Here is a 12222-nt window from a genome sequence, read left to right as displayed (position 1 = left end):
GTTGAACAAGCGCCTGTTGCTGCTGAAGCAACTGAAGAAGTGGTTGAACAAGCGCCTGTTGCTGCTGAAGCAACTGAAGAAGTGGTTGAACAAGCGCCTGTTGCTGCTGAAGCAACTGAAGAAGTCGTTGAACAAGCGCCTGTTGCTGCTGAACCAACTCCAGAAGTGGTTGAACAAGCACCAGTTGCTGTAGAACCAACTGAAGAAGTCGTTGAACAAGCGCCTGTTGCTGCTGAAGCAACTGAAGAAGTGGTTGAACAAGCGCCTGTTGCTGCTGAACCTACTCCAGAAGTGGTTGTTGAGGAAGCACCAATGGCAGAGACTAAGCCTACTGCAAAACCTGTAGCACACACTAAAACAGTGATCACTTCAGGTAAAGCAAGTGCGCCAATGGCACAACCTACTGCCGTTGCAGATAGCGAAGTCGCCCATACGCCAAAAGCGATGGCACACGACAAACGTGACGCTATTCCAGATAGCGGCTTACGTGCCGGTTCTATCAAACCAGCTGGTCGCGCGAATGCTGCAATGACTAAAACCATGAGTGTTGACTAACACTTTTGGTTTAGCTTAAAAGCACACTAAAAAGCCGCGTTAATGAAAATTAACGCGGCTTTTTTAATAGCAGTTATAAGGTTAAAGAGAACGATTTACTAGGTTCTAGCTAAAGCAGACTAGCCTAAGCAGAGATACTAGATAAATAGTGATGGAAAACAAACAGCACATTGCACTTGTTATTTATAAAAAGCGCATGAAGGGTAATGCTATATTTATCCTTGTTTTTGCGCATACTCATGCAGCAATTCAGGAAACTTTTCCTGCGGTGGAAACTTACAAAAACTGTGCTTTGCCCCCGTACTAGCCCACTCAAGTTTTTCATCCGTGTAAGTTTCAATGAATGGTTTGTAGGTGCGAGAGTCATCTAGCATTGTTGAGCGAACATTTACAAAATCATCCAAACCTTCTAGGTGGGTAAATAACCAGCTCATACAATGTCCACAAAAAAAGTGCTGCGTACTACTGTCATGCAGCCCGCCAATAACAGGCGCTCCAGATGTAATAGAAAAGGCAGCTCGCTGAAATAATGAGCTTAAGCTAAATGCGCTAGACGTCATTTTCTGACAGCCAGTGCAATGACAAGCCATAGTGATCATTGGCTTTGCGCTAACTTCAAACTTTACCTGTCCACAACGACAATGGCCTTTTGTTTTATGAGATGTACTGTCCATTATAATCTTCCTTTAAGTTCAATTTTATCAACGCTGATGCTACGTTGAATGTATTACAAATAACCTTGGCACACTCTACAGGGTTTGATTGCGCTATAAAATGTCCTCCTTCAATCTCAACTTGGCTGAAGCTGGAACACATTGACGCTAAGTACTTCACCGCACTCGCGCTTACCAGTAAATCTCTACTAGGGCGAATATAAGTCACTGGGCAATCTAACTCGCACTGTTGTTTTGAAAGGCCAGCTATGTTGCCTAATCTTAATTTGAGTTTACGTTTATTCGCTGTTTGCAGCGAAGCAAATACGGGATAAACCAACGTTTGGCCACCCGTTAAACTAAAACCAAACAGATAAAGTAGCTTTTTACTTAAATAATTTGCTGACAGTAAGCTAACGGGTAAAAAGCCTGCCAACTTAGATAACAAAGAAGGCGCTGAGATAAAGCTGGCCAAAAATACGATGCCTTTCACACGACTGCCAAGTAGCTTATAAAGCTCATAAGCCACCTGCCCAGAATAAGACTCCGCGACAATATAAATATCAGTATCTTTAAAACGCTTTGCTATTTCTGCCGCTTGTTTAGCATAAGTTACGCCTTCAAGTGATTCATATGAGATCACTTCAGTATTTATATTTTCAGGCAAGTTTTTTGTCAATTTAGCAAACAGGCGGCCAGTCCCGTCAAGGCCAGGAAGCAGTATAATTTTCATATTTAAATTCAACACCCAACGTTAGCATTCAAATACTTGAACTTTGATTTTGGCCAAGTGCTTTTGTGCACAAAAATCATGAGCAAAAAATATGAAACGCTAAAACGGCAGCAGGCACTTACTCTAACTCTAACCAATTTTCTATCACCCAATCTTTGAAATCACCATTGTGTAGATTGTGTGTAAGATCATCATGATCGTAGTATCCAATATTACCTTTTTCATTTATGGTGAAATAATTTCCATTCTCTTCGCAGAAAACAATAAAATCCTTAGGAACTCCAGATTGACGACCATCTTTTGTCATTCTTCTTAGGCAACAATACGGTTGTAAATCTGGTAGTACTAAACCTGGCTCTCTTACACCGAAAGTAACGCAACTAGCTTCAAGCATAAACTTGCGATATTGAGCTGGAAATTTAAAAGATAAGTCTTTTTCAGCACAAGACACTTCGTCTTCCGTTGGTAATAGTAAAGGCTTTGGGACCGGTTCATTCTTTTCTTTTAATAGTGCTATGACTTCTTCAATTTGCATTGTATTTTCCTAACTTATAAATACCTATCAAACGTGGTAGCTTTAAACAACAAAACAGCACAAAAGTGGTAACCGAGATGTCGATTTTATGTAATCTTTAGTTTGATAACACATTTCGCACTTGTTCTTCATTCTCTGCATATTCGTCTACAAGATAATTAATCAGCTCGTCGACACTGCGGCCAATTTCTCTAACTGCACTTGGGCTATCGATATAATATACGATGAAAACAGGCGTCGCTCCCTCAAAATAAAAACCTGTTATCATGTCGTCTGATTCCCACAGCGGAATTACGTCTAAACCAGGTGATGAAAACCCGTCTGGTTCAAGATAATACTTTGGTTTATTGCACCTAAACTCAAGGTCTTCGTGCACAAAACCGCCTAGAGTGAGCTTCATTAAGCCACTCGTCAAATTGAGCTTAGCAATTTTTAGCACTCTAGCGTGCTCAGTGATCCTCATAGCATCCTACTCTTTGGTATAACAACCTTAGAAGGATTATACAGGGCCTTCTTAGGTATTAAAGTTACAATAGTTCTTATTTGAAGTATCATCTGAATTTAACACGCGCATTTCAAAATCGTTCGCTAGCGAGTATGTTGCCAACACTTCTTTGACTTCTCTAGATTTAACTACAGCAGCACATGCAGAAAGAATTCGTCTGCTTTAGCAGATGGCTCGCTTGCAGACTCATAACTTTGTTGCATTTCAATTGCCAGTTCAGTAGCTTGAGGCCACTTGGAGAGGTACGTAGATGTGAAATCGTATAGTCTCCACTGTGCCATAAAGTCTACGTCTCGTGAAAACATTTCCATCTCTGGTTCATCGTTCGTTAAAAAGCTCAATTCAAAATAGCCATGCCATGCAAAACATCCAAAATCGAAAACTAACATTGTTTGATTGCACAGCCGATGTCTCCACATTTTTAGTTCGTTTACAAGTATAGTTTGTAGTCGTTGACGAAATTCTAAAACTTCCATTTTAATACCCTATTTTTATCTGATCAGAACCCATGGCAAATCAGTCAGGTAATATGCGCTCATTAAGTGAATTTACAATAAATAGAGCCTATTACTCCCAAACTCTACCAAACTATGGCAAGACACTTCTGCCATTTCAATTCGAAACCCCTGAACCTCAATTATCCCTTCATTTTTATCAAAACTAACCGAATACACCTGGCCAGTTTTAGGTAAAACGAATTTATAGGCGTTAATTTTTCAAAGCTTTGCGCCAAATATAACTATGACCATTACATTGTCTGAAGTAACTCAATACTCATAATTCATTATTTTAAATTAATGTTTACTCATGGATCAAAGTTAGTCTTTAATTCTGCCTAACAGTTCAATTACTTCTTGCACCACCCTATCTGGTTCATCATTTTGAGGATAATGATAGCTCTTATCAGTTAATACAGCTTTACCTTGTGGAAAAGACTCAGCCCAAGCTGAATGCAATTCGCCCCACATTTTTCGGCCTTCATCGGTAAAAAAGAGTAATGGCGGATTTTTATACTTTTTCACGGATGCAATAACGGTTACTGGAATATCTGGGATCTGTGGATAATCTGGCAATGGTCTTTTCGCCCAAAAGTCCAGATACTGGTTGGACATACCATTGGCCATATCGTCTAATTTCACTTGTGCTATTTCTTTCTCAGCTTTTGCAAGATCAATTTGGCGCATGATATCAACATCACGCTCCGAAGCAGGCTCAATCAGCATGAGGGCTGAAACCCACTCAGGGTAAGTTGCAGCGAATCGTCTTGCGGTATAAGCACCATATGAATGAGCAATATAGACGATTGGTTTTTCAACGTGTAACGCTTCAAGTAACATGAGAGCTTCGTTTGCATACTCTTCCGAGCTGTAATTTTTTCTCAATTGCGTAGAACCGCCGTTACCAATTCTTGAATAACGAATGATGCGGGCTTCCTTTGCAAACTTTTCAAAAACCGGCTCCCAATCAGACAACCCCGCAGAGCCACCAGCCTCTAAAAATACAGTATGCTTGCCACTCCCCGCGATTTCGTACTCAACATCATAGCCATTAACCTTAATAAAACTAGGCTTGGCAAACACACTTGCCGTGACAAAAAAATAGCAAAGCATCAATCCAAATTTGACTTTTCCTCCTTAACGACTAAACCTGTAGATAAACTCATTTTATAATTCACTTTTATTAATGAACCATAGCCAAGTTACTATTTTGGTTCAATTATTTTTTGTATTAAAAGCTAGAGTAATAATCTTATTCGCGGTGGTTTTTTCAGACAGCTTAATTAATTTAGTATCGACTGTAACTATGCTTCGGCACACAGCAAAAACAAGAAAGCGCGGTGTAAACACCACGCTTTCAACTAACTCAAATCTGCTTAAAACTTACCGCTTATGGCTTATGGCTTAAAGCGCTAGTCTTCACTTTCCATAAACCGTTGCAATTGGTCTTTAAGGTTCGGCGGTATACCTTTAATAACTAACGTATCAGTGGCCTCATTGTACATTACCCGTTCGCCTAAGTGTTTGCGCTCAAAACTGATGCTCACGCCGCCGCCAAGGCCAGAGAATTTAACCATACTGGTAACAGTTTTTTTATCGACCGGGAATGACTCTTCTAAATCATAGCTTTGCTCTTTGCAAAAGCTTTCAAATGGGTTGTCGTCACCTTTGGTGAGCGTTGCTGATAACTCGCTGACGTTAGCATCTTCACCAGTAGTAACGCAGTCATTACAGTAATCAAATACTTGTTTACGCAGATCGTCTTTTTCAGATTTATCAAATTGTTGCTCTGATAAATAATCTTCAACTGCATTGAGCATTACTTGGCTTTGCTGTTTAGGATCGATGCCTTCTTCGCAACCTAAAAAGTCTAAGAAAAAGTCGGCGACTTTGCGCCCTGCTCGGCCTTTAATAAATGAGATATAACGATTGTCTTCTGCTTGGGTGTCCCACGCAGTTAAATCGATGCGTGCAGCTAGTTGCATGCGGGAAATATCTAAATGGCGTGACGAGGCTAAATCAAGCTCAGAGGTAATAGAGTAATGCTCTTTGATGTTGATCATTGCAATCAGCATATAATCGGTTGCTACGTATTGATAATGACAAAATACTAAATAGCCAGTTTCGTTAAACGCGTACTTATCAAGTTCCTCTTTAAGTACAGCTGAAGCTTGCTCTGTCATGTGCCAAAAGCCAAGCTCGCTATTGCGGTAACTTTGCATGGCTGATGCAACTACAGAGTTTTTATCACCACTAAAAGCACAGTACCCTTTACCTGGTTTGCCGTTGTATGCGTGATGAAGTTGCTCGATGAATACAGCGACTTTATCATTCACTGCCATTTCGTCATTGCGCAAATGAATTTGCGTATCGTCGTCTTTTTTGTCTACATAATGAACGACTAACTTTTTAACATCTATTGCCATCTTTGTTTTTCACGCCTCTGGTGTTAAAATGTGAGAATATAACTCTTTTATTGAACCAACTGATGCCAATCTTATCAAAATATTCTAATGATGAAGTAGAACAAATCGTCGATCAGCTCATTGATGTGTTAACTAAGCACAATGCGCCGGTTGATTTAAGTCTTATGTGTTTAGGAAATTCTATCACGCATATCTTAAAAGAGCATGTACCAACAGGGAAAAGACAAGCGGTTGCAGACAATTTTGCCAAAGCACTTGCGCAATCGGTTAAATAGACTTTATGAATTTATCGCAGCACAATCAGTTTTCGTCTAAAGCGAGTCAATTATTAAGTTGGGGGCATTTGTTTACTTTTGCCAATATCGGCTTAGTGTTGCTTATAAGTTTAAGTTACTTATTTGCTGACTCTCCTCCCACCAGCTTTATGGGTATGCTTTATATGCTAGTGACATGGCTTAGCCACACTAGTTTTATTACCTTTATTGCCTTTGTGCTGACGGTATTTCCGCTAAGTTTAATATTTCCTTACCCACGTCATATCCGCGGTATGGCAGCAATACTTGCCACCTGTGGTGCATCACTACTGACGCTTGATGCCTATGTGTATTTTAATTTAGGCTACCATTTAAGTAGCTCTGCATTACCTGAAATTATTACCTTATTATGGCATCGTTTAACCAGCTCTCCAGCGCTGACAACCCTGCTCGCTGGCGGAATTGTGATGCTTATTTTTGCATTTCAATTATTAGCAAGTAACTATACATGGCACCATTTAGCCCGCTTAAAACAATATAAATTTGCTCGTTACGCCAGCTCATTGTTATTAGTCTGTTTTGCGATGAGTCACAGTATTCATATTTGGGCTGATGCAAATTTGAAGTTTGATATTACTAAGCAAGATAATGTCTTACCCTTGTCCTACCCAACGACAGCAAAAAGTTTATTGGCAAAAAATGATTTACTTGATATTGAAAGTTACGAGCAAGCGCATAACGTAAAGGTTAATACACAAAATGTAGATTACACGGCTCCAACACCAATTGCTCGCTGTGAAGAATTTACTGCTGCGACAGTCGATATTTTAGTGTTTAGCTCTGCGCCTGCGTTAACTAATTTTGCTAAACAGCACAAAAATTTAAATAAAACCGAGCAGCTTTTACAACCCGTTCATCATCAAGATGTGCTATTTAGCTTGATTTACGGTTTACCTGCATACTACAAGCCAGCCTTAATGACAGAGCAAACATTGCCGGTGTGGCAAAGTAATCGCCGTAGTATTAGTGTCAGTGGCTTTGATGATTTTAACTATATCAATAGTACAACAGCGGGTGATGCAGCAATTCGTATCATTAACGCCGATGAAAACACTGCGCTTCGTGAGGGAGTCAATCAAGTATTTGCATTTAGTTTAGCCGATGTTGATCACGGTATTGTGAGTGCTTCATCTTTATACAGCACGGATAGAAAAGTAACCCGTACTGAAGGCTTGATCCAACCAAGCGATTTAATTGCCACAAGCGTTGGCCAATATTTAAATTGTGCTGATATCGCAAAGCAAAGCATGCTAGGCGTTAATTTGTATAACAAAAAAGGCGATATGGGCGTTAATTATTCGCAAGGCGTATTTATTGCCTATAAGAAAGACCGTATTACATTAATTGATTCTGATGGTAATTATAAAAATATCTCTGCTGCACAAGGCTTTTCAATAGAGCAAGGTTTAGATATTCCGTTTTTAGCACAAAGCATTAAAAAGCTAAAAACCTTTACCGAATAACTGCTACTGGCAATTTACCCAAGTTAGGTTATAGTTTTCATATATGATTATGCCCTAACTAGGGAAGGCTAGCGTAATGAAACTGTGTACTCTTTTCGTTATTTTTATTAGTTTGCTATTTGTTGCTGATCAGGCGGCTTCCGCAGATCAATATTACAAGTGCGTAACCGACAGAGGCACTACATTTAGCCAATTCCCCTGTGGCGGGCAGGCAACGCAACATAAAATAGCAGTGTCGCCCAACGTCACTCCGGCTACTGTAAATCATGTCAAAGCGCTTAACTCCCTTGAGCGTGAACAAATTATTCGTAATCTCAACGCTGAGATACGCAGTGTTAAATATAAACTCGCCATTTTGAGTCGTGACCGTGACCGCGCTGAATACGAGCAACTGCAACGGCTAAATCGTTTAATGAGTGATGATGATAAAAAAAAGCTTAGCAAAGAGATAAAAAAGCAGCTAAAAGTGATCAATAAAACGTTTGCCAAAAACACCAAAACGACCAACAAACAGCTCTCTGCACTCGAAAAAAAACTGAAACGTTATGAATAAACTATTGGGTTTTACCAATATTTAGCATACTCTTAACATGTGTAGAGCATATACTCTACAGGTCATTTTGGAGTACCCGTTCATGCAACCACAAAACATTGCCGAGCTAATTTTAAATGGCTTTAAAAAGCATTATAAATTATTTCAGCAGATCACCGCACAAGCACCTCTGGCATTTGCAAATAAAAACTGGACAAAAATGCACGACATTAGTCGCTTGCGGATCACTTATTACGATGATCGGGTTAACGAAACCACCCAGCAACTACAAAATCAGCAATTAGCCAATCAATTGGATGAATCACTCTGGCTGCAAACAAAACAAATCTACCAGCACTTTTTAACGTTTCATCCACAAGCAGAATTAGCCGAAACATTTTATAACTCTGTGTTTTGCCGCTTATTTCATCGACGTTATTTTAATAATGATTTTATTTTTGTAAAAGCCACCTTGGCAGATGCTCCTGCGCTTCCTGTAGAAGCAGAATACCGCAGCTACTTTCCTGTTGTAGACGGCTTAAAGCCCACTATCCGTAAAATAATTAATCAATTTGATTTTAAAGCCGATTTTGTTAATTTAGAGCGCGATATACGACTTTTAGTAAAAGCGTTTTATAAACAAGCACCCGACACCCATCACCGTGCGTGGCAAATGCGCTTTGACATATTACAAACGCCGTTTTATCGCAACAAAGCAGCCTATATTGTCGGCCGTGTAGTATCACAAAGTGGTGTGCAGCCATTTATTATTGCGGTGTTACATCATCAAGAGCAAGGTCTGTATCTCGATGCTTTACTGACTAACTCATCGCAAATGCGGGTTATTTTTGGCTTTGCTCGCGCTTATTTTATGGTTGAAACCCACGCTCCTTCCGCATTAGTTCGGTTTTTAAACCAACTAATGCCCAACAAAACCTTAGCAGAGCTTTACAATGCCATTGGCTTTCATAAACAAGGTAAAACCGAGTTCTATCGCGAGTTTTTAACCCATTTACAACGCTCCAGTGATGATTTTGTGATTGCCCCTGGCACACCGGGCATGGTGATGATGGTATTTACCCTACCTTCATTTGATTATGTATTTAAAATAATTAAAGACAAATTTGGTGAAAGTAAACCATTTGGCCGCGATACCGTTCTCAAACGCTACCAATTAGTTAAAAGCCATGATCGGGTTGGTCGTATGGCAGATACCATAGAGTATTCTAACGTCGTATTCCCTGTTGCGCGTTTTAACGCTACATTGCTTGCACAGCTTAAACAAACTATTGGTTCATCAATGATCATCGAAGGCGACTTACTGATCATCAAACATATGTATATTGAGCGACGCATGACGCCACTGAATTTATATTTAGAAAAAGCTAATACTGAAGATGCCGCTGTTGCCATTGCAGAATATGGCCAAGCACTCAAGGAAATGATCGCCGTTAATATTTTCCCAGGCGATATGTTGCTTAAAAACTTTGGTGTCAGTAAACACAAACGCATTATTTTTTATGATTATGATGAAGTGCAATATTTAACAGACATGAACTTTAGAGCACTGCCTAAAGCCAAAAGTTATGATGACTACTTAACCAATGAGCAAAGTTACTCTGTGGCACCACAAGATGTATTTCCAGAGCAGTTATGCACTTTTGTAATGCCGAACCCGCAATACAAAGCAGTTTTCAGCCAAACACATCCAGAACTATTAGACGTCGCATTTTGGCAGCAAGCGCAACGAAATATAAAAGCAGGGGTCGTTAGCCATATCTACCCTTATCCAACAGCGCAGCGTTTTATCCATAAATGGTAGACGAAAGGACACACAATGAATATCAGTAAAATAGATTTAAACTTACTCGTTTATCTCGACACATTATTACGCGAATGTAATGTTACTCGCGCCGCAAACCAGCTTAGCATTACACAGCCGGCAATGAGTAATGGTTTAAAACGTTTACGTAACCTGTTTAACGATCCGATCTTAGTACGCACCAGTGATGGTATGGTGCCCACTGAACGAGCTATTGAATTGCAGCCGGTGATCCGTGGCATCTTAATGACATTAGAAGAAACGCTTGCACCAAACCGTGAATTTGAGGCCAGCCAAAGCAAACGGGTATTTAGGATTATGGCCAGTGACTATGCTGCCAGCACCTTAGCACCTAAGCTACTGAGTAAATTACACGATGAAGCGCCGGATACCACACTCGATATTCTCACTCCAAGTGATGTTACTTTTCATGATGTAGAAAACGGTAAAGTTGATATGGCAATAAATCGTTTCGAAAACCTACCGCAGTCGTTTCATCACAAACGTATTTGGAAAGATAGCTTTTGTTGTTTAGTAAAAGCTGACAACCCGATCATTGAAAATTTTAGCCTCGATAGTTATTTAAAAGCTCGGCATATTTGGGTAAGTAAAACAGGTTTTGGTGTCGGGGTTGGTATGGATCCTAAAGACGTACAAAAACTTGGCTGGGTTGATGAAGCGCTCGCCCACTTTGGTAAACACCGAAATATTGCCACATTCACCCGTAATTACCACGTTGCAATACATCTAGCGAAAGAGAAGAACCTGATTGCGACACTCCCTTCAAAAGCCGCTAATATTTATTTAGATGATCCTGGTTTGCAAATTCTGGAGCCTCCCTTCCCTATACCACCATTTGAGTTAGATATGATTTGGAGCCCATTACTTCACAGAGATGCCAGTCATATTTGGTTACGCCAAAAAATAGCCGAAGTTGCAGATGAATTAAAGTAACGCTCTTACAAAAGTCCTGTAAAATTTGCTTACTGGTATTTTCAAGTAAGCAAACATCAATTTAAAAGTATTAATAATCATGATGTTAAAATAATTTAAAAATGGAATGGCAATTGCTTTAAGTTACTTGAACTTTAATATTCATTTAACTTAAAGAGGTCAATATTATGAATGCCCAGCAAGGAAACGAAGTAAATCATATCACTGACATTATCCAAGTAATGAACAGCGGCATCGACTTTTATGAAAAGGCGCAGGAAAAAGTACAAGATCCAGCCATTGGTGCGCTATTTCAGCGTATGATAGACGCACGTAAAGTCAGCGTTGAAAACCTACAGCCTTACGCTATTAATCAGCAAGGTGAACGAGAAGATGGTTCGTCTTTTGCTGTTGAAGCTCGCCGAGCATATACCGCACTGATCACAAAATTTAGTGCCAACAACGATCAAATTTATGTCAAAGAGCTTGAAGAAGTGGAAGATAAAACACTTGAAGAAATCAAAGCTGCCATGAAAAAACCACAACCGCACGATTGTGAAGCCGCCCTCGCTAAAGTATTACTGACCATGCAAAGCTGTCATACGGAAATGAGCCGTATGCAGAAGCATTAACCACAATGCTTAAATGAAAGCCCAGCCACGCGCTGGGCTTTTTTATGCTCATAATTATAGTTAAATGATTTTTATAACAAAATAATGCAAATAATTAATAAAAATAGCATGTTTATTTAACCACAGCATGATTTTAATCGTCTAGGCTTATTAATAGGTACCTACTATCCCGCTGTGGCGCCGCAGCATTTTATCAAAAATAACAAGGTTCCATTATGAGAAATAAACAACATGTAAACCCACAAAACGCTGACGTTGATATGACGCCGATGCTTGATATTGTATTTATACTTTTAATATTTTTTATTGTTACAACTTCATTTGTAAAACCTGTGGCAATAGAGCTGCAACGGCCTGTAGATAAACCCAGTATTGATAAACAAACTAAAAGTGCTCATTTTAGTATTGACCAAAGCAATGCGGTGTATTTTGCGGGGCGATTAATTGACTTAAACCAAGTTGCCACTAACCTTGCGATGTTTGCTGCGAAGTATAATATCGCCACAGTACAAATAGCCGCTGACGAAAACAGTACGCATCAAACTTTAATGACAGTAATGAATAATATCAAAGAGTATGATAACTACCCCATTGCACTCACATCACACTAAAAGCAAAAAAA

At 39.6% G+C, this 12222-nt stretch carries 14 protein-coding genes and 1 pseudogene; 8 read left to right on the top strand and 7 right to left on the bottom strand.

All coding sequences use genetic code 11. The features are described 5' to 3' along the window. Positions 1 to 555 (top strand): annotated as a pseudogene (locus H5200_RS23835) (ribonuclease E); the annotation flags it as partial. Between the two features lie 215 nt (positions 556 to 770). On the opposite strand, the gene H5200_RS01880 reads toward H5200_RS23835, so the two are convergent. The 7 genes from H5200_RS01880 to yejK all read right to left on the bottom strand — a co-directional run bounded on the left by H5200_RS01880 (position 771) and on the right by yejK (position 5904). Next, positions 771 to 1229: a GFA family protein gene (locus tag H5200_RS01880; RefSeq protein WP_145233578.1), complete on the bottom strand. Its 459-nt coding sequence runs from the start codon at positions 1227 to 1229 to the stop codon at positions 771 to 773. Beyond that, positions 1210 to 1941: an alpha/beta fold hydrolase gene (locus tag H5200_RS01875; RefSeq protein WP_182760808.1), complete on the bottom strand. Its 732-nt coding sequence runs from the start codon at positions 1939 to 1941 to the stop codon at positions 1210 to 1212. The genes H5200_RS01880 and H5200_RS01875 overlap by 20 nt, the downstream gene beginning before the upstream one ends. Before the next feature lie 118 nt (positions 1942 to 2059). Further along, a complete protein-coding gene (locus H5200_RS01870) occupies positions 2060 to 2476 on the bottom strand; it encodes an SMI1/KNR4 family protein (RefSeq protein WP_182760807.1) in 417 nt (138 codons plus the stop codon). A 97-nt stretch (positions 2477 to 2573) separates the two neighbouring features. Continuing rightward, positions 2574 to 2876 (bottom strand): hypothetical protein, encoded by a 303-nt coding sequence (locus tag H5200_RS01865; RefSeq protein ID WP_182718594.1) that lies wholly within the window; start codon positions 2874 to 2876, stop codon positions 2574 to 2576. Between the two features lie 233 nt (positions 2877 to 3109). Continuing rightward, on the bottom strand, positions 3110 to 3457 hold the full coding sequence (locus tag H5200_RS01860; RefSeq protein WP_182740231.1) for a hypothetical protein: 348 nt from the start codon (positions 3455 to 3457) through the stop codon (positions 3110 to 3112). Between the two features lie 342 nt (positions 3458 to 3799). After that, positions 3800 to 4591, bottom strand: coding sequence for an alpha/beta fold hydrolase (locus H5200_RS01855; protein ID WP_182760849.1), 792 nt, complete (start codon positions 4589 to 4591; stop codon positions 3800 to 3802). A 299-nt stretch (positions 4592 to 4890) separates the two neighbouring features. Next, a complete protein-coding gene (gene yejK / locus H5200_RS01850; RefSeq protein ID WP_149982371.1) occupies positions 4891 to 5904 on the bottom strand; it encodes a nucleoid-associated protein YejK in 1014 nt (337 codons plus the stop codon). A 62-nt stretch (positions 5905 to 5966) separates the two neighbouring features. Here yejK and H5200_RS01845 point away from each other — a divergent pair, with 62 nt between their 5' ends. From H5200_RS01845 to H5200_RS01815, 7 genes are all read left to right on the top strand, one after another. Then, the gene (locus H5200_RS01845; RefSeq protein WP_016707302.1) at positions 5967 to 6179 is read left to right on the top strand and encodes a DUF1414 domain-containing protein; all 213 of its coding nucleotides are present in this window, start codon (positions 5967 to 5969) and stop codon (positions 6177 to 6179) included. Positions 6180 to 6184: 5 nt separating this feature from the next. Then, entirely contained in the window at positions 6185 to 7681 is a 1497-nt protein-coding gene (locus tag H5200_RS01840; RefSeq protein ID WP_182760806.1) for a DUF3413 domain-containing protein, read from the top strand. A 76-nt stretch (positions 7682 to 7757) separates the two neighbouring features. Continuing rightward, positions 7758 to 8234 (top strand): DUF4124 domain-containing protein, encoded by a 477-nt coding sequence (locus H5200_RS01835; RefSeq protein WP_149982373.1) that lies wholly within the window; start codon positions 7758 to 7760, stop codon positions 8232 to 8234. An 82-nt stretch (positions 8235 to 8316) separates the two neighbouring features. Next, the gene (gene aceK, locus H5200_RS01830) at positions 8317 to 10035 is read left to right on the top strand and encodes a bifunctional isocitrate dehydrogenase kinase/phosphatase (RefSeq protein ID WP_182760805.1); all 1719 of its coding nucleotides are present in this window, start codon (positions 8317 to 8319) and stop codon (positions 10033 to 10035) included. 15 nt (positions 10036 to 10050) lie between these two features. Beyond that, a complete protein-coding gene (locus tag H5200_RS01825; RefSeq protein WP_182760804.1) occupies positions 10051 to 10989 on the top strand; it encodes a LysR family transcriptional regulator in 939 nt (312 codons plus the stop codon). Between the two features lie 167 nt (positions 10990 to 11156). After that, positions 11157 to 11600, top strand: coding sequence for a PA2169 family four-helix-bundle protein (locus tag H5200_RS01820; protein ID WP_145233559.1), 444 nt, complete (start codon positions 11157 to 11159; stop codon positions 11598 to 11600). 215 nt (positions 11601 to 11815) lie between these two features. Beyond that, positions 11816 to 12211, top strand: a complete 396-nt coding sequence (locus tag H5200_RS01815; RefSeq protein WP_145233557.1) for a biopolymer transporter ExbD — start codon at positions 11816 to 11818, stop codon at positions 12209 to 12211. Positions 12212 to 12222: the final 11 nt, after the last annotated feature.

Source organism: Pseudoalteromonas sp. SG43-7 (assembly GCF_014164295.1).
In the GTDB taxonomy this organism is placed as follows: domain Bacteria; phylum Pseudomonadota; class Gammaproteobacteria; order Enterobacterales; family Alteromonadaceae; genus Pseudoalteromonas; species Pseudoalteromonas rhizosphaerae.
This window is presented reverse-complemented; position numbering and strand designations above follow the sequence as displayed.